We start from the raw sequence: 16,851 nt of genomic DNA on the forward strand, positions 1-16,851 counted from the left end.
TTATGGCTATTCCTTTACAGCCCGAGACTCAGTCTGGCCTCTTCAATTATATCGTAGCCGATCGAACGGAGCTTCTGACCGATCAGCCGGGCCTCCTCCACGCTGCTGCCGTCGTCCTCGATCCTCTCCCATCTCTTTCCGTCGAGCGAGAGAACCTCAGCGATAAGGAACCCGTCCTCGCAGAAGACGCCCTGCGGGGTATAGCAACCGCCGCCGATCTCCTCCATGACCGCCCTCTCGACGGACGCATCCATTCTTGTCTGCTCGTGGTTCAGTGGTTCGAAGGTCTTTATGAGTTCGGGATCGTCCCTGCACACGACTGCGATGATCCCCTGGTTCGGCGACGGGACGTGCCACTGGGGGAGGAGCCTTGTTCCGGGAAGATCGAGACCGAGCCTCTCCATCCCCGCTTCGGCGAGAACTATTGCGTCGTACTCTCCTTCCTTCAGTTTTCTGATCCTCGTATCGACGTTCCCGCGAAGCTCCTTCACCTCGACATCAAGTCCGCCGCGAAGGAACTGGGCACGTCTACGGGTGCTGGAGGTTCCGACGATCTTCACCTCCTTCAAAGGACAGTAGTGTACGAGGAAGTCCGCGGGGGAGTCCCTTTTCAGGATCGCACATGTAACGACACCGTCCGGCCTTTTTGCAGGGATGTCCTTCATGCTGTGGACCGCGAAATCGATCTCGCCTTCGAGGATCGCATCGTCGAGAGCCTTGACGAATATTCCCTGTCCGCCGACCTTATGGAGCGGAACGTTTGTTACGTTATCCCCGCTCGTGCTGATCTTTTTGACCTGGGTTTCGATCTCCAGGTCGTAGAGCATCCTGGATACTCTTTTTGTCTGGGCGAGGGCGAGCTTTGAGGCCCTTGTTCCGGCGATCAGAGACATTTGCAGTATGCCTCTGATATCTTTTCTATATCCCCTGTGGTATGCGCAGCGGAGACGAAGTTCGTCTCGAACTGGGACGGCGGAAGGAAGATCCCCTCCTTAAGCATCCCCTTCCAGAACTTGCCGAACTTTTCGGTGTCGCTCTGCTTCGCCTCGACATAGTTCGAAGGCGGAGAGTCCCTGAAGTAGAGCTTGAACATCGAGCCGAGACGGACGAAAGAGTTCCTGTAGCGTTCGGGAAGATAATCTTCGATTTCTTTCGTGAACCCGTCGAGCTTATCGTAGAGACCGCTGTTTTCATGAATATATCTCAGCGCCGCGATTCCTGCGGAGACCGAGAGCGGATTCCCGCTGAATGTTCCGGCCTGGTAGACCGGTCCTGCGGGTGCGACGAGCTCCATGATCTCCTTTCGTCCGGCGAAGATTCCCATCGGAAGACCTCCACCTGCGATCTTTCCGAGCGTCGTTATGTCCGGCTTTATATCATACATGACCTGTGCTCCGCCGATTCCTACCCTGTAGCCGCAGATAACTTCGTCCATTATCAGGAGGACGTCGTTTTCGGCCGTGATCTTTCGCACCTCTTTGAGGTAATCCTTCTCCGGGAGTACCGGGCCGACATTGCCCATGACCGGTTCGAGGATGAATGCGGCGATATCTTTGTTCTTCGAGAGAATTTCTTCGAGTGACTCGATGTCGTTGTACGGAACCTGCATCGTGTGGGATACGACATCCGGGATTACTCCTGCTGAATCGGGAACGCCCATCGTCAGAGCACCGGACCCGGCCTGGATAAGAACCCCGTCGTGGGCGCCGTGGAAGCCGCCTTCGACCTTAATGATATCCTTCTTGTTCGTGTATCCCCTTGCAAGCCTTATGGCCGCCATCGTGGCCTCGGACCCGCTGGATACGAACCTGCACATATCTATCGACGGGTGATCGCAGGCGATTATCTTCGCAAGTTCGATCTCCTTTTCAGTCGGAGTCCCGTAGAGCCAGCCGTTTGTGGCTTGTTCTTCAATTGCCGCTTTTACGACGGGGTGGCAATGACCGAGAAGCAGCGGGCCGTAGCCCATACAGCAGTCGATCAGCTCGTCGCCGTCTTCCGTGTAGATCCTCGACCCGTTCGCTCTCTTGGTATAGAACGGGTAGGGCTTGATCGCCCGTACCGGGCTGCTCACGCCGCCGGGAATTAGTGTCTTTGCGATATCGAATAGTTCACTGCTCTTCATCGATCCACCCTGCGATGTCCTCTGCAAAATAGGTGATTATAAGATCGGCGCCCGCACGTTTTATCGATTTCACGCTCTCCATTACGACGCGTTTCTCGTCGAGCCACCCCTTTTCGGACGCGGCCTTTATCATCGAATACTCGCCGCTGACCTGGTAGGCCGCAACGGGAACACCGAGTGATGTTACTGACGCGATGATGTCGTGATAGAACCCGGCGGGCTTTACCATGAGAATGTCCGCTCCCTCAGAGAGATCGAGTTCGGATTCGAGGAACGCCTCCCTCGCGTTTCCGGGCTCCATCTGGTATGTGGTCCTGTCTCCGAACGCCATGCCCGAGTCTGCGGCCTCCCTGAACGGACCATAGAGTGCACTTGCGAACTTGGTCGAATACGACATTATGGGTGTGTCATCGAAGCCTTCTTCGTCGAGAGCCTCCCTGATTGCAGTCACCTGTCCGTCAAGCATGCACGAGGGTGCGACCATATCGGCACCGGCCTCTGCATGGGATACGGCGATCCGCATCATCAGCTCAAGCGAGGGGTCGTTTAGGAGATCCGGTCCGCAGGGGGTGTCCCCGACGATCCCGCAGTGGCCGTGGGACGTGTATTCGCATGCACAGACATCTGTTATGACGACCATCTCCGGAACTTCGGACTTTATCATCCGGACGGCCTCCTGGACTACGCCGTTCTCGTTCCAGGCCTCGGTTGCCTCCTCGTCCTTGGACCCCGGAATTCCGAAGATGAGCATTGCCTGGATTCCCTTGTCAAGGATCCTCTGCGCAATGTCGCCGGCTTCGTAGAGCGGATACCTATACTGGCCGGGCATGGATTCGATCGGCTTTTTTTTCGCGATATTCTCGTCGAAGAATACCGGCATTACCAGGTCCTCCTTCAGGACCGTGGTCTCCCTGAAGAGAGGCTGGATATTTCTTTTTCTCAGTCTTCTGAGTCGTCTTTGCGGATACATGGATTGTTTCCTCTGGTTATTGCATGGACATACTTCTCTGCACCTTCCAGGTCACCGGATTCGGCACAGCCTCTTATTGCTATAGTGGCGTCTGAAAACATCTTCTTTACCAGCACCTTGGATAAGTCTTCGATTACGCCCCTGGTCTTTTCATCGGCATCTTTGAGCCTCGATAGGGCCTTGTCCCTCTCGCGTATGCGTATGGACTCGGCCCATGTATAGAGGTCGACGAGGATATCGTCGGCGGAGGTGCGGTTGAGCATCGAGACAAAAGAGATGAGATCCAGCGAGATCATTTTTTCTGCGGCTTCCGCCTGTTTTTTACGGATGCCCATGTTCTTCTCGCTGACGCTCCTGAGATCGTCGATGGTGAAAACCTTCACCCTGTCGATGTTCGCGATCTCTTCCTCTACGTCGCGGGGCTGGGCGATGTCGATGAGTATCAGCGGGCGCTCCTTTTCGTCGAGCGGCCAGCGGCGGCTTTCAAGCGCCTCCCTGAGTTCACTTGCATGGATTACGGCATGAGGGGCACCGGTGCACGAGATCACGACGTCGGATAAGGAGATGTAGCGGTAGAGATCGTCCATCTTCACCGCTTTTCCGCCGATCTTGTCTGCAAGGTCGACGGCCGTCTCGTATGTCCTGTTCGTGACATAGATGGCCTTTAGGTTCTTCGCCGCAATTGCCTGTGCGACAAGTTTTCCCATCTCGCCGACGCCGACGACAAGGATGTGCCGGTCTTCGAGCGTTCCGAGAAGATCTTCGGCGAGGGTTACGGCCGCGGACCCGATGGATACTGCGCCGCTGTTGATCTTCGTCCTGTTCCGGACTTCTATGCCGGTGTGGATCGCCCTGTTGATGCACATGTCGAGGACGCGGTCGCAGTGCCCGGTCTCCTGGGAGAGGATCAGGGCCGTTTTGAGCTGGCCGAGGATCTGGTCCTCGCCGATTATCATCGACTCCATCCCGGATGCGAGTCTCAAAAGATGATCGAGGACGTCTTCTCCTTCGAGCATCCTGTAGCCGGATCGTCCCTTGTCTTTGAGGAAGCGATCGAGTGTTGCACCGTCGCCGTGCACGAATATCTCGATCCTGTTGCATGTCTGGAGCAAAACGATGCCTTTGAAGAGCTCTCCGGCCTCGTCCATGAACTCCTTCTCGTCGGGGAAACGGAAGTCCTCGAGTGCCGGGATGTCCGCCTCCCTGTGCGAGATGCCGGCGCATGCAACGGGAATAAAAAGGCTGTTTTTCATCTGAGATATTTCCTGGTTATATATTCAACCGCAGCTCTTTTGTCAGTTTCGAGATGGCCCCAGACGGTCTCGTCTTCGAGTATCTCCCTGAGTATCCGGTTCCTCTCGTCCTGGTCGGGGATTTCATTTTTGAGCGTCTCCCTGAACTCCGACTGGAGTTCGATCATATCGTCGATGCCGCGACATTCCTTCTCCAGCAGGTGACGGATGTAGCGCGGGATCGCGGGGCTCTTTCCTTCGGTGGAGATGGCGATCATGTAGTTCTTCCCCCTGACGACAGAGGGGATCATGATGTCGCCCGGATCACCGTCGGCGTTGTTGAACGGGATTCCCCTCTCCCGGCAGACTTCCCCGATGACGTTGTTCAGTTTTTTGTCGGAGGTCGCCGCGACTACCAGCGCCGAGCCTTTGATGAAATCCGCGATCGATTCCCTCCCGGCGCAGACCTCTTTCGTGATGCAGGTTACGCCGAGCTTTATGATCTCCTCGTCGATGCTCCGGCCGATGACGGTCACGGCTGCTTCAGGGTGGAAAAAAGAGGCTTTCCTGAACGCAACGCGCCCGCCGCCGAAGATTGTGACACTCTTTCCCGAAAGATCATGGATAAGAGGAATCATTGTTTTTAAAAGTAGGTCGTAGTTTTATAAAACTTTATCAGAAAAACCAGTTGCTTTTGTAACACCGAACTTTCACATCGTTTTAGCTGGACAGCGCTTCGGACCCGGACGGGGGAAAAGATTAATATCAAAATTAATATCAAATATCGACCCGATTCAAAAAAAGGCTGAAGGGCTGAAGGATTTCGATATGTTTATATTGATTCAGCAGTAATATTGTAGAGCACCACAGAAGGGATGTCTGAAGATGTCTTCTGTCTGTAATGCGTCGATAGTGTAGCGGTTATCACTAGGCGTTGCCAACGCCTAAACTCGGGTTCGATTCCCGGTCGACGCACTCTTTCTTTAGAATTTTATGAAATATTTGAGAATATTTAAATTTTTTTCCCCTTTTACAACTCAATATTACCTGCCGGTTTTATAAGGATTAAATTGTTATTTTTAACTCCTTCATCCGAATCATTGATTTTTCTGTCATTATATTATCTTTAGATTATCAAAAACTAATTTCATATCATCAAAAACTTTTTATATTGAATACTAGTATTGTGGATTATGCCACAAAATGATAAACCATCCATAATTTTTGGATCAGTGATTACCCAGTTGAAAGAAGAAGAAATAGAAGAAATAAAAGAAAAGAGCATCCCGGTATCCAGTGAGACCCTTATCAATTCTACAGTTCTTTATAACAGGATGTATCTACCCAAGGTTGAGTTCTATAAAAAAGCTGAGGATTTATCTGAAAAAGCTTTAGATGATTCGTTAACCAAAATTGGGTACCTTAGTGAGAAATTAAACAAGCAATTTGAGGGAATGGTAAAAAAGCCCAACAAAGTAGAAGTTTCATTTGGTTTAAAAGTAAGTGGAGGGATTGCATTATTCGTAGAAGCTACCGGTTCATGTGAATTTGCTGTAAAACTAACCTGGGAATCCAAATCCTAAATTATTAAAATTAAGAACTAAATTATAACAAAAGTATAGCTAAGGGTGTAGAAAATTATCTTTTGTGATTAATCAATAATTTTTAAAATACCTATCCCAACAACCGGAAAATACGAAAACAGAGAACCTCATATAGGGAAAATTACCAAGGAAAATTAATAGTTAATAAAAGGGAATCCAATAACAAGAACGAGCAGAATCCATAAAATGACGGGAATCTAATTTAAGATTAAACCACCGGTCGACGCACTTTTCTTTTGCGTTTCAGTTGCATTATGTTTGCTCTTCTCATCACGTTCAATATCACAAAATCAAAATTGCAAACTTTATCCCGTCTCCTGCGATACAACGAATATCAAACACTGGTGATGAGATGAGGGGAGATCTTTTTTTCATATTCGTTTTGCTGTGTCTGGTTGCTGCTTTCGTTATTGTTGTGGGATGCACGGGGGGCACCAGTACTGATATTGGAGAGGTAAAAAGTTTTGATGATTATGGGATTGTGATTGACGGGAAGATCACCGATTCTGAATGGAATGCTCTTAAAGACTTCAGTTATGCAACACTTGATCAAATACAGAAAAATAACTATAATGGAACTCTGTTTCCTATAATCGAAAAGAGCATAGTTGTAATCGGCAACGGTGATGGCAATGACATTCCGGATTTGTATTTTGCCGAGCAGGCAAATGCACAGTTTGTTCAGGATTTGAATAAAGTGGGGGTTATATTAAATGGCAGAATTTGTATTCGGGATACTGAAATTCTATATCCCTGCATTGCAATTGGCTATTCAGATAACCAGGTATTTATATACAAAGATTATAGTGAACATCAATTGTCAGATGTGCCCGATGAAAGAGACTTCTCCGATTCGATGTATTACAAATCAAATTCTGATAATACAGTCTATGAAGGGATAATCTACGATATTGGAGATGATATTGAAACAATCTCGCGAGGAGGAAAATTAAAAATCATAACACTTGCAGTATCAACAAAAGATGTAGAGCTCTCCAAAATCTTACTTAAATAACTCTTTTTTTCAAAATCAGAATTACAAGCTTTATCCCGTCTCCTGCGATACAATCTATATCAAATGCTGGTGATGAGATGAAGGGAGATCTTTTTTTCGTATTCGTTTTGCTATGTCTGGTTGCAGTTTTCCTGGCAGCCGGCTGTACCGGGAACTCGCAGTATAACGAACAGATTCAGGCTCCTGACGATCCTGTAACTTACGAATCGGCAGACGAGTGCATTGTTCCGGATGCGACACTGGATGAAAAGATCGGCCAGATGATTCTGGTGGGCTTTCGTGGGTTTACGGCGGATAACGACTCACAGATTGCGGATGATATCAGAAACGGAAGAGTAGGAGGCGTTATCCTTTTCGATCGTGATGTCGCCCTGAACAGCAGCGAGAGAAATATAAAATCCCCTGAACAGGTTTTTTCGCTGAATGGCCAGCTCAAGGGCTATGCAGAAAATATCCCCCTCTTCATTTCAGTCGACCAGGAAGGCGGTAAGATCTGCCGTCTCAAGGAAAGTTACGGTTTCCCGGCGGTTCCCTCAGCCGAATACCTCGGCAGTATGGACAATGAGACTGTAACTCGTGATGCAGGAAGCATTCTTGCAGATACAGTGAAAGATGCCGGGTTCAACATGAATTTTGCTCCGGTTGTCGATCTGATGGTGAATCCGGATTCTCCGGCAATAGGAAAGCTTAACAGGAGCTTTTCAGAAGATCCGGTTGTCGTAGTCCGCAATGCCGGCTGGATTATTGATGAGCACCAGGAAGCCGGTATAATTACGGCGATAAAACATTTCCCCGGCCACGGGAGTGCGATGGCTGATTCCCATGCGGGTTTTACCGATGTGACGGATACATGGAGCGAGGAGGAGCTTATACCTTATCAAATCCTGATAGATGAGGGTATTCCGGATATAGTGATGACCGCACACATCTATAACCGAAATCTTGATCCTGATTATCCTGCGACTCTCTCGGAAAAAACAATTACAGGTGTCCTCAGGGACAGGCTGGGTTATGACGGCGTCGTAATTACCGATGCTATGGATATGGGTGCGATTTCCGATAATTACGGTATTAAGGAAGCATTAAATCTTTCAATAAATGCCGGCTGCGATATTATTCTCTTTGCAAACAATATCGTCTATGATGAAAGGATCGCAGAGAATGCGACAGGTCTGATTAAGGAGCTTGTACTTGATGGCGAGATCCCGGAGGAGAGGATTAACGAGTCATATGAAAGAATTATCCGGCTGAAGATGAAGTATTTGGGATGCGAATAGTATGGTTTTTGACTCCTTACTATCTCATGTCTTTCTTTGGCGACCCCGGGCACCACCGGCCGGAGACCGGTGGACGGCCCCTACCCAGGGGCCTTGCCTTAAGATAGCCATCACATGGCACGCCCAGGGGACCGGTGAAGGTCCCCCTGGCTGTTTAATTTAGTTTTGTTTGGAAATCCCACTTGAGATTTTTATGATTTCTTATCCTGGTTCCAATAAAATTTGCGAAAAAATCTAATAAATTCTCTAATTACCCAGGGAATTTTTATGATACAGTGAAAGATATTATTACAGATAACCGGAGATTAAAAATTATGCGAAGACAACTGACTGCCATAATTGAGAAAGAAGACGATGGCTATGTTTCATTCTGTCCGGAATATGATATTGCAAGCCAGGGCGATACAGTCGAAGAAGCTCACAAAAATCTTCAGGAAGCCTTAGAGCTCTTTTTTGAGACTGCATCGCCACAGGAGATCCAATCCCGGTATCACGGAGAAATTTATATTACAAGGATGGATGTAGCCTTTGGCTAAACTTCGCAATGCAGAAACAAATTTCGGATTCAACATTTTCATCATTCTGTACTAGCAACACTCAATTGTGGAATCTGTTCACTGAAGATTTTCTCAATTCTTGAAATATTATCAGGAAGACTTGAGAAAGATCTATCGCAAACGTCTGTTAATCTGGCTACAGATTTTCTATTGTTACTCTCCTGCTTTTCATATATTCCAATTGAATAGAACTTTATTTTCATCTTTTCATGCCAGAGTATTGTTATTGTGGCATCGTCTATTTTTTTATCAGAATTTAAGGCAAATATGAAGATGGGGACACTTCCTCCATCTATTCTATAATCAACTGGATATTTAGCGTCAGTATCCAAAGTTGGATGGTGCCAGTTGTAACTTATTGATTCTTTAGGAATAAATCCTTGAATAGTTTCCTTTAAATCCTCAATAAAGGTCGTTTTAACGCGATCTCTTGATAAAAAGGATGTATCATATATTTTTGAGATTGCTTGGATCAGGTTAAATAGAGAATGACCATATTCTTCATCTGGTATTTCAACATATAATTCGCCATCATCCTCATTGACACTGAATTCTTCTTTAGCAGAATTTACAATGTCAAACCTTGTTCCTTCAGATAATGCCTCCATATCCAACTTGTATGATAAATGCATGAATGTATGGCCTTCATCCGATAATACCCACCGGCTTTGTTTCTTTTTAAGAATTATCAGATATCTGTCACCATCATTGAACCTAAATGGAGTAAATACATGAAATCTATTGAGTCCTTCTTCTACGATCCTAATATCTGAACAGACTACTGATTTAAAGGATTTCAATATTTGTTCTTCAGTCATATTTCACTCCTATAAGTGAGGAATTTCCTATTTTCTCACAATTGCAATCATTTAAAAGACAATGAAGTGCGTCAATATAGTTTGCATATCTATCTGTTTCAATAGCATATCCTTCTTCCTTAAACCCTTCTTCCTGATATTTCTGAGTAGCATAATGGATATGATAATTATAAAAAATCTCTCTCTCAATACGGTTTTCATGCTCATGACTTTTCCCATTATATCTTCTCAGAATAAATTCTGAATAATTTTCAGGTTTTTTATATGTCAATATCCATGAGAAATCTAATTTATTAATTTTTGAAATTCTCAATATCAGCCCGAATTTATTACCTTTTTCACCGTTTAACTCAAATGACAATTCTTTATGGCCACGTTTTATTCTGTATTTTGGTTCATCCTCGACAATATCAAAAATATCATCAGGAAGAAACTTTTTTTCAAAAATTAAACTTTCAATCTCATTATCATTTATTATCATCAATACCCCCATTCTTAAATTACAAAAATCAGTCTTTCTTCTCAGCAATCTTTTCAATAATCTTTCTCAACCAACCATAGTTCTCAGAAAGTCCGCAAACACAGAGACAATTCCTCAAAACATATATTCATAGTGTCTGTAATTTTAATTAGCAAACCGAAATAGAAATATTTTCCTGTTCAACAAAAAAAATCCAAAACCCATGAATCCTCATAATCCAAAAAATATCCATAATGAATCCCGTCCTCATCATTTTAGGAATATACATCCTCCTAAACATAATCCCCTCTCTACCTTCGCACTCGAAAGCAAAAGGCCGCAAAAGGAAAATGGCGGATGCCTGAAAAGAAACTTCTGCTTCTCTCTTTCCTCGGGCCATTCGGGGGAGCCTTCGGGATGAAGATTTTCCGGCACAAAACGATGAAGCTGAAGTTCAAGCTGGTCTATGTTTTTCTGGTTCTGCATGTCGTTGTGATTTGTGGTCTAGTGATGATGATTACGAGGATGATTTGAGAATCTGCTTTAAGAATATAAGGGCATAAGCCCCTAACAGGGCAACCAGGAGCGCAAATTTCTGCGAAATTTACGCTATTGTGATAGCCCGGTCTGGACGCTACCCTTTCGGGTAGCCTCGACCGGAAATATTTCTGGAAGGTAGTCGGAGGAAGAATATTTTCTTTTGTGATAAACAAAAAAATAATTTAATGAATATTCTTCACAACGGCTTTCTCATTACATTATATGTATAACCGTACTCGTCCGAATATTTCTCAAATATTTCAATCTCTTTTTTCAGCCCTTCGATAACCATGAGGGCGGTTTCATCGTCTTTGAATTTCTCCCTAAGGTTTCCTAAATTCTCTCTCACTTTACTATAGTAGCTCTCTTCCCAGACTCGTGAAGGAAGCCTGAAGGACCCGACCAGCTCAAGCCCGGCATTCCGGATGATCTCAAATCCCTTCTCGTCTATCATCAGGTTGGGATCGATCTCCGCGAAGAATTCCCTTGTCTCTGCCGACGGAGTTTCAGTGAACCAGAACAGATCGGATATCATCATGTATCCGCCGGGTTTCATGAATTTCTTCCAGTAATTGACGGCATTTCCAAAGCCAATAATGAATGAGCAGCCTTCGGCCCATATAATGTCAAAAGATTCCTCTTCAAAAGGAAGATCGTGCATAGATGCACGGACTGTTTTGACTCTCCCGGAAAGACCTCCGGATGCAATTTTTTCATCCACCACATCGAGGAAAGGCTGGTATAGATCGGTCGCCGTTATCCTGCATGACGGGCACAGGCGGGCAAGGGCCATAGTCTGTACTCCCTTCCCGCAGCCGACATCAAGGATTTCACCACCTCCCTCCGGGGGTTCTCCGATGAGAGAAAATGCTTTTTCGGTGTGCTCGTCGTCCCCCGGCCCCTGCCTGGGGAACGATTCAAAAATCTTAAAAACTGGATTGTTTTCCATATATCATTTTAATTTCAAGGTTGCTTTTAATTTGCGGTCGCCGCGGAACGGTGATGCCTGTTCTTTTTTTACCGGTACGTTTTGAGTCGCTCTGATTATTTTCAAATTAGGATCGTTCTGAAATCCGGCAAATACCGGTGCCTGAACAATTCAGGACTCTTCGCTAATCTGTGTGTGAGTATAAAAAGCAAGTTTCGGCCTTGTAGAAACCCTCTAAGAAAATAGCGACCGAAAGATCGATCGTACAGGAACTCCAATTTTATTTAACCACAAACAAAGCCGGAGTTCCTTAAATAATGTCTGAGAACAGGTACATCAATCTTGTGGAAACTTCTCTGGAGGTAATCAGAAATTCTCATGTGCCATTACGCTCTTCAAAATATTCCAATAAAAAATATACTCAGCATCAACTTCTGACTTTAATTATTCTCAAAGAAGAAATCAGGATGAATTATCGTGATTTTTCAGAATTATTACATATATTAACTCCAATTCGTGAAATCCTTAGGTTAAAAGATATACCTCATTTTACAACTATTCAGAAATTTCTATCAAGAATTCCGGCACTCACATTTCGCATAATCCTGAAAAAAGTAATTAGAAATATTCATCAGAAAGGAGAAATTATCAGGATTACATCAATAGATTCTACTGGATTTACCAGTTCATATGCAAGTCATTACTATTCAAAAAGAATCAATAAAACTCGTAAAAGTTTTATTAAGGCTTCTATTGCTGTTGATTCTGATAAATTAATTGTATTAGGATGGAAGTTTTCAAAGGTACCGGTACATGACTCTCAACATGCAAAATCACTCATGAATCAGGTTATAAGAATAACAAAGTCAGAATGCTTCACGATGGATAAAGGATATGATTCTGAAAAGATCCATCAGTATATCAGAGAGATTATTGGAGCTGAATCTGTAATTCCGGTTAGGAAATGGGATGGAAAAATCTATTCTGGAAAATATAGGAGAGAAATGATTGAGAATTTCAATCAGCAAAAATATGGACAAAGAAATATGGTGGAAACGGTTTTTTCTGTGATTAAAAGAAGATATGGGGGAGAATGTCAGGTCGAGAAAATATTACAACCAGTTAAAAGAAATCAAAATCAGAATGGTTCTCCATAACATGACTCTCTAAAAAAGAGATAGGTTTTCTACAGGGCCCAAGTTTCACTACTTTTGGCAACCCCTCGCCGCGAACCGCACAGCGGGCTCGCGAATCGGCCCCGACCTCGGGGCCTCTCAATGGTGATAGCCACTCAGGGGATAGACAAGTATCCCCTGAGTGGCGAGACACGGTAGATTCATGGCCTGTACGGAACGGGATTACCAAAAAAGTTTATGAAACGAATGTTTCATGTACTGTTTCATGTAAATCACAACGTGATTTGCATGTAAAACTATATTCAACAGCTCAGGGGACCCTTGCCGGTCCCCTGAGCGTGCCGTGGAAGGGCTATCCTGAGGCAAGGCCCCTGGGCAGGGGCCGTCCGGCGGCTTGTGCCCGCCGGTGCCGGGGTTGCCCGAGTAAGAGTAAGAAGCTTGAAAAAAATATTATGCCCTTTTAATAACGGAATCAAGGGTAATTGTAAACTGGAGATCTTTTCCTACGAGCGGCTTGTTCGTATCGACGGTCACCGAATCGTCGGTTACATTAGTAAAGACGTATCTCATGTATTTCCCTTCCGGGAGTTTGTATTCGATCATCGGGCAGGAATAACCGGGGATAAACGATATCGTGATGTTCTCCTTGTCCATGCTGCTTACAAGATCTATAGCCTCAGTCAACGAAATATTCTGCACCAGGCTTTCGTTTTTCTCCCCGTATCCCTCGTCCGGGGTTAAAACAACTGTCTTCGTCTCACCGGGAACCATTCCCCAAATTGCCTTGTCGAACCCGGGGATCATCGCTCCGCTTCCGAGTGTAAAGTTCAGCGGTGTCCCGTTTACATTCGTTTCGAACACGCTCCCCCCGGGAAAAGAGAGGGAATAATATACGCTTACCTGATCTCCGGATTTTGCAGGCGCTTTATTATCTATTTCATAGCTTCCCGCAAGCGTCGATCCTGACAGGAGGACAATTGACAGAATAACGGCAATAATCACCAGCGAAAGACGGGAGAGACCTGAGAAACCAGTTCCTTTTTTCATATAATATCAAATTACGTAGGATATCATAACGATTTCTTTTTTTTTGTTTAGTGGATCCTCTGAAGATAGTGTATTCAGATGATCGATCTTTTTTGGGAGAAGAAAGGATAAATTCATTTAAAAAGTTTTATTATTAGAATTGGGTTATAGAACTAAATCAAGAATATAGTAAGAGAAATACCTACTGATGTAATAGTAACAAGAATGTCCATACTAAAGTAATTCCTTTGTACGGAAAATTTAACAAATGAATGAAGGAGGGTAAAAATGAGTGATGCTATTATTGATTTTTCAAATTGGTTAAAAGATCCAGAATTAGAAGGTTTAAAGCTATTTTCTCTACTTATTAATGAAATGTTATTTGATTACACTATCGACTCTTACCAAGCATATACATTAAACACACATACATTAATTGAAGAATTAAATGACGTCATGATTGAGGTTAAAAAAGGTTTTATTCCTATAAAGGCTCTTTCCCCAATAATTGAAGAAATAAAAAAATCATATAAAGAAGATTTCGTTATAAAAGAAGCTTTAGGATTTAAGAAAAAGTTATTTGAAAAAAAATTGAAAGAAATTGAGAACATAATTAATAATCCTAAAAATTATTCAAATGATCATATTAAAAATTACATTTCTGATTTTGAAATATGTCGTATTACTTTAGAGAAAAACTACTATCAAAAATTGCAAGAAGAAATTATAAAATACACTCAAAGACCTAATGAAAAAAATAAGATTTCTATTTTGACAAAATTATTAATTCCAGAATTGATTAATAAAGGTTTTTCAAAATCATATATTTATTCAACCAACAAATCTTTTTTTCTAGAATACAATAAAATATCAAACCATAACCAGATTTACGATTTTTTCAGTAAGTTTTCTGGTTCAACGGTATTATATGATGTTACTTTCAAAGTCAATTCAGAATTCTGTAAATTTGATCAAGAATTAATAAATAAATTTGATATCTCAATATCAACTGAATGTCCTAAAGTTGACTTAGAATCTATATATTATGATGAATTTAAGAAAACTAATGAAGAATTCAATCATTTTTTGTCTATAAAAAACCTTCCTGCCAAAGATCCTGAAACAGCAAGAATGTCAGGTGAAAAATATTTAGAAAAAATACTTGATTTTATAAAATATCATATTCATGATTCAAATTGTTCATGGGAAAATACAGGATTATGTATCTATTCTTCACTTGGCAATGATACAAAAAAACTACATTTCGTAGCAAAGCCAGGTATTCAACCTATATTTAAAATAAAAGATAGAGAGAGTAAAACTAATGCTTTAATAAAAAGTATTATGCTATTTGATAATTTAGATAAAACATCTACATATAACTTATATAATTCATTAAATTTGCATTCATGCTCTCTTTCTTCAAAAACATTTGAAAATCAATTGATAAACCTATGGATTGCTTTAGAATCTTTACTTCCTCCCCCTCCAAATGGCGACGGTAAAAGAATCATTCACTTTATGGAAACTATGAGTCCTATCCTTGGAAGAGATTACATATTAAAACTCATAAATGATTTATACAGGAATTTTGAACTATTTCTTGACGATAAAGACAGGGATAAATTATTTTCTTATGTCGATGAAAAGCTCTCAAACATTGAAAAATGCATTCATTTGATAATCATATATAATGGATATTTAAAAGAAAATCCCGAAGAACTCGAAAGTCCAGATAAAACAATAGAAATTGATTCAATATTTGGAGAAAATGTTTTACTTAGGAACCGGTTTTTTAACATCTGCCAGTTATTAAAAACTACAAATTCATTAAAATCAAAAATTGAGAATCATGATGAAAGAGTTAAATGGCACCTACAAAGAATTTACAGAGCTCGCAATTTAATAACTCACAAAGGTGAAGAATTAGAATATATTTCAAATTTACTAGAACATACTCACAACTATTACCATACAATTATTGATCAAATTATTAAAACAAAAATCGAACATAAAAAACAGTTTACTGATATTGGGATGATATTACAATTTATAAAAATTGAACATAAATCCCATTTGGAATCATTAACTGAAAATCGAGAAATTACTTTAGACAACTATAAGCAATTTATTTATGGATATTGATGATATAATAAATTCATTGTTCAAAAAAATTTATCAATCATCTTTTTAAACAGGTTCATATTATTCATAAATATTACCTTAAAAAAAATCCAAAACCCATATCCCTCCCCAACCCAAAAATATCCAAATGCAAAACATCCTCATCCTTCTCGCAATATACATCCTCCTCAATATCGTCTCCCTCTTTGCCTTCGCCCTCGACAAAAGAAAGGCCGCGAAAGGAAAATGGCGGACGCCTGAAAAGAAACTTCTGCTTCTCTCCTTCCTTGGGCCTTTCGGGGCGGCCTTCGGGATGAAGATGTTCCGGCACAAGACGATGAAGCTGAAGTTCAAGCTGGTCTATCTCTTCCTCGCCCTGCACATCGTCGCGATATGTGCAATTGTCATGTTCCTGGCGGATCTGATCTGATTTTTTTATTCTCATTTTTTGATTTTCTCATGACCGTACATTACATTTTTTTTCAGAATGATCGTACAGAAATCCTGTAAATTGTTAAGTAAAACTTAAATAGTGCGAAAATACAGCCAAATTGCCATTTTTTCAATCCACACAGAAGCCCCAGAATCCACGATCTCCTCTTCATTCGATATAATCATCGTCCGGAAAAAAGAGGCCGCTCACGGCCCGCTATATCGATGCGATTTGGGTTTTAATTCATATAAAAACCGCGTAACGGCGTTTTTTGAAATGGCGTTTTAAAACCAGGTGACAAAGGAGAAAATAAGCCCAAATTGACGTTTTTTGGGTAGAAGAAAACAAGAGCCGCCTTCGAAATGTCCGGGCTTTTGAAACTCTCATTAAGTGTAATCTCATTCAGTTCTTTTTAAAAACAGAGCAATTAAAAGAGATATGCTATTGTCCAGTTTGAAGTACTCTTCGGATTTTCAAGTATATCATGTCCTGTAAGAGACCGTGATCATAACAGTAGCAGGGTTGATTTTCTAAAATATTATTTCATCATTGATAGTTTAATCAGTTGGATAAAGAATGTAATTTTTATAGTGTTCATCGTAATTG

16 protein-coding genes, 1 tRNA gene and 1 pseudogene are annotated in these 16,851 nt (G+C 42.5%); 9 read left to right on the plus strand and 9 right to left on the minus strand.

The genetic code is table 11. The features are described 5' to 3' along the window. Window positions 1–14 precede the first annotated feature (14 nt). From hemC to MPET_RS07760, 5 genes are read right to left on the minus strand one after another with little or no spacing between them, the layout of a single operon-like run. Window positions 15–893, minus strand: coding sequence for a hydroxymethylbilane synthase (hemC, locus tag MPET_RS07740; RefSeq protein ID WP_013329460.1), 879 nt, complete (start codon window positions 891–893; stop codon window positions 15–17). Beyond that, complete coding sequence (hemL, locus tag MPET_RS07745) at window positions 884–2,125, minus strand: glutamate-1-semialdehyde 2,1-aminomutase (RefSeq protein ID WP_013329461.1); 1,242 nt, start codon at window positions 2,123–2,125, stop codon at window positions 884–886. Before hemL ends, hemC begins: the two co-directional genes overlap by 10 nt. Beyond that, window positions 2,112–3,095 carry a porphobilinogen synthase gene (gene hemB / locus MPET_RS07750; protein ID WP_013329462.1) on the minus strand — a complete coding sequence of 328 codons (984 nt, stop codon included), beginning with the start codon at window positions 3,093–3,095 and terminating at the stop codon, window positions 2,112–2,114. Before hemB ends, hemL begins: the two co-directional genes overlap by 14 nt. After that, window positions 3,065–4,348, minus strand: a complete 1,284-nt coding sequence (hemA, locus tag MPET_RS07755; protein ID WP_013329463.1) for a glutamyl-tRNA reductase — start codon at window positions 4,346–4,348, stop codon at window positions 3,065–3,067. The genes hemB and hemA overlap by 31 nt, the downstream gene beginning before the upstream one ends. Beyond that, complete coding sequence (locus tag MPET_RS07760) at window positions 4,345–4,965, minus strand: precorrin-2 dehydrogenase/sirohydrochlorin ferrochelatase family protein (protein WP_013329464.1); 621 nt, start codon at window positions 4,963–4,965, stop codon at window positions 4,345–4,347. Before MPET_RS07760 ends, hemA begins: the two co-directional genes overlap by 4 nt. Before the next feature lie 265 nt (window positions 4,966–5,230). Here MPET_RS07760 and MPET_RS07765 point away from each other — a divergent pair. The 5 genes from MPET_RS07765 to MPET_RS07785 all read left to right on the plus strand — a co-directional run bounded on the left by MPET_RS07765 (window position 5,231) and on the right by MPET_RS07785 (window position 8,759). Beyond that, a tRNA-Gly gene (locus MPET_RS07765) sits at window positions 5,231–5,302 on the plus strand. Window positions 5,303–5,520: 218 nt separating this feature from the next. After that, window positions 5,521–5,910, plus strand: coding sequence for a CU044_2847 family protein (locus MPET_RS07770; protein ID WP_013329465.1), 390 nt, complete (start codon window positions 5,521–5,523; stop codon window positions 5,908–5,910). A 373-nt stretch (window positions 5,911–6,283) separates the two neighbouring features. Continuing rightward, window positions 6,284–6,946: a hypothetical protein gene (locus tag MPET_RS07775; RefSeq protein ID WP_013329466.1), complete on the plus strand. Its 663-nt coding sequence runs from the start codon at window positions 6,284–6,286 to the stop codon at window positions 6,944–6,946. A gap of 77 nt (window positions 6,947–7,023) precedes the next feature. Continuing rightward, complete coding sequence (locus MPET_RS07780) at window positions 7,024–8,223, plus strand: glycoside hydrolase family 3 protein (protein WP_013329467.1); 1,200 nt, start codon at window positions 7,024–7,026, stop codon at window positions 8,221–8,223. 275 nt (window positions 8,224–8,498) lie between these two features. Further along, complete coding sequence (locus MPET_RS07785; RefSeq protein WP_225353798.1) at window positions 8,499–8,759, plus strand: type II toxin-antitoxin system HicB family antitoxin; 261 nt, start codon at window positions 8,499–8,501, stop codon at window positions 8,757–8,759. A 41-nt stretch (window positions 8,760–8,800) separates the two neighbouring features. Here MPET_RS07785 and MPET_RS07790 read toward each other — a convergent pair whose 3' ends face one another. Together MPET_RS07790 and MPET_RS14515 are read right to left on the minus strand one after the other, a co-directional pair. Continuing rightward, window positions 8,801–9,598 carry a DUF1828 domain-containing protein gene (locus MPET_RS07790; RefSeq protein ID WP_013329469.1) on the minus strand — a complete coding sequence of 266 codons (798 nt, stop codon included), beginning with the start codon at window positions 9,596–9,598 and terminating at the stop codon, window positions 8,801–8,803. Further along, a complete protein-coding gene (locus tag MPET_RS14515; protein ID WP_187287544.1) occupies window positions 9,591–10,127 on the minus strand; it encodes a hypothetical protein in 537 nt (178 codons plus the stop codon). Before MPET_RS14515 ends, MPET_RS07790 begins: the two co-directional genes overlap by 8 nt. Before the next feature lie 288 nt (window positions 10,128–10,415). On the opposite strand from MPET_RS14515, the gene MPET_RS15510 reads away from it, so the two are divergent. Beyond that, window positions 10,416–10,592, plus strand: coding sequence for a DUF1294 domain-containing protein (locus MPET_RS15510; RefSeq protein WP_013329471.1), 177 nt, complete (start codon window positions 10,416–10,418; stop codon window positions 10,590–10,592). 202 nt (window positions 10,593–10,794) lie between these two features. Here MPET_RS15510 and MPET_RS07805 read toward each other — a convergent pair whose 3' ends face one another. After that, window positions 10,795–11,547 carry a class I SAM-dependent methyltransferase gene (locus MPET_RS07805; protein ID WP_013329472.1) on the minus strand — a complete coding sequence of 251 codons (753 nt, stop codon included), beginning with the start codon at window positions 11,545–11,547 and terminating at the stop codon, window positions 10,795–10,797. A gap of 296 nt (window positions 11,548–11,843) precedes the next feature. On the opposite strand from MPET_RS07805, the pseudogene MPET_RS07810 reads away from it, so the two are divergent. Further along, window positions 11,844–12,696, plus strand: a pseudogene (locus MPET_RS07810) (IS5 family transposase). 416 nt (window positions 12,697–13,112) lie between these two features. Here the strand turns inward: MPET_RS07810 and MPET_RS07815 are convergent. Then, window positions 13,113–13,709 carry an FKBP-type peptidyl-prolyl cis-trans isomerase gene (locus MPET_RS07815; protein WP_013329474.1) on the minus strand — a complete coding sequence of 199 codons (597 nt, stop codon included), beginning with the start codon at window positions 13,707–13,709 and terminating at the stop codon, window positions 13,113–13,115. Between the two features lie 267 nt (window positions 13,710–13,976). On the opposite strand from MPET_RS07815, the gene MPET_RS07820 reads away from it, so the two are divergent. After that, a complete protein-coding gene (locus MPET_RS07820; protein ID WP_013329475.1) occupies window positions 13,977–15,833 on the plus strand; it encodes a hypothetical protein in 1,857 nt (618 codons plus the stop codon). Between the two features lie 127 nt (window positions 15,834–15,960). Further along, entirely contained in the window at window positions 15,961–16,242 is a 282-nt protein-coding gene (locus MPET_RS07825) for a DUF1294 domain-containing protein (protein ID WP_013329476.1), read from the plus strand. Window positions 16,243–16,851: the final 609 nt, after the last annotated feature.

This window comes from Methanolacinia petrolearia DSM 11571 (assembly GCF_000147875.1).
In the GTDB taxonomy this organism is placed as follows: domain Archaea; phylum Halobacteriota; class Methanomicrobia; order Methanomicrobiales; family Methanomicrobiaceae; genus Methanolacinia; species Methanolacinia petrolearia.

What these genes read in the sequence shown, in the direction of transcription:
- hemC (WP_013329460.1), bottom strand. Translation starts at nt 893, where the DNA reads ATGTCTCTGATCGCCGGAACAAGGGCCTCAAAGCTCGCCCTCGCCCAG.
- hemL (WP_013329461.1), bottom strand. Translation starts at nt 2,125, where the DNA reads ATGAAGAGCAGTGAACTATTCGATATCGCAAAGACACTAATTCCCGGC.
- hemB (WP_013329462.1), bottom strand. Translation starts at nt 3,095, where the DNA reads ATGTATCCGCAAAGACGACTCAGAAGACTGAGAAAAAGAAATATCCAG.
- hemA (WP_013329463.1), bottom strand. Translation starts at nt 4,348, where the DNA reads ATGAAAAACAGCCTTTTTATTCCCGTTGCATGCGCCGGCATCTCGCAC.
- MPET_RS07760 (WP_013329464.1), bottom strand. Translation starts at nt 4,965, where the DNA reads ATGATTCCTCTTATCCATGATCTTTCGGGAAAGAGTGTCACAATCTTC.
- MPET_RS07770 (WP_013329465.1), top strand. Translation starts at nt 5,521, where the DNA reads ATGCCACAAAATGATAAACCATCCATAATTTTTGGATCAGTGATTACC.
- MPET_RS07775 (WP_013329466.1), top strand. Translation starts at nt 6,284, where the DNA reads ATGAGGGGAGATCTTTTTTTCATATTCGTTTTGCTGTGTCTGGTTGCT.
- MPET_RS07780 (WP_013329467.1), top strand. Translation starts at nt 7,024, where the DNA reads ATGAAGGGAGATCTTTTTTTCGTATTCGTTTTGCTATGTCTGGTTGCA.
- MPET_RS07790 (WP_013329469.1), bottom strand. Translation starts at nt 9,598, where the DNA reads ATGACTGAAGAACAAATATTGAAATCCTTTAAATCAGTAGTCTGTTCA.
- MPET_RS15510 (WP_013329471.1), top strand. Translation starts at nt 10,416, where the DNA reads ATGCCTGAAAAGAAACTTCTGCTTCTCTCTTTCCTCGGGCCATTCGGG.
- MPET_RS07805 (WP_013329472.1), bottom strand. Translation starts at nt 11,547, where the DNA reads ATGGAAAACAATCCAGTTTTTAAGATTTTTGAATCGTTCCCCAGGCAG.
- MPET_RS07815 (WP_013329474.1), bottom strand. Translation starts at nt 13,709, where the DNA reads ATGAAAAAAGGAACTGGTTTCTCAGGTCTCTCCCGTCTTTCGCTGGTG.
- MPET_RS07820 (WP_013329475.1), top strand. Translation starts at nt 13,977, where the DNA reads ATGAGTGATGCTATTATTGATTTTTCAAATTGGTTAAAAGATCCAGAA.
- MPET_RS07825 (WP_013329476.1), top strand. Translation starts at nt 15,961, where the DNA reads ATGCAAAACATCCTCATCCTTCTCGCAATATACATCCTCCTCAATATC.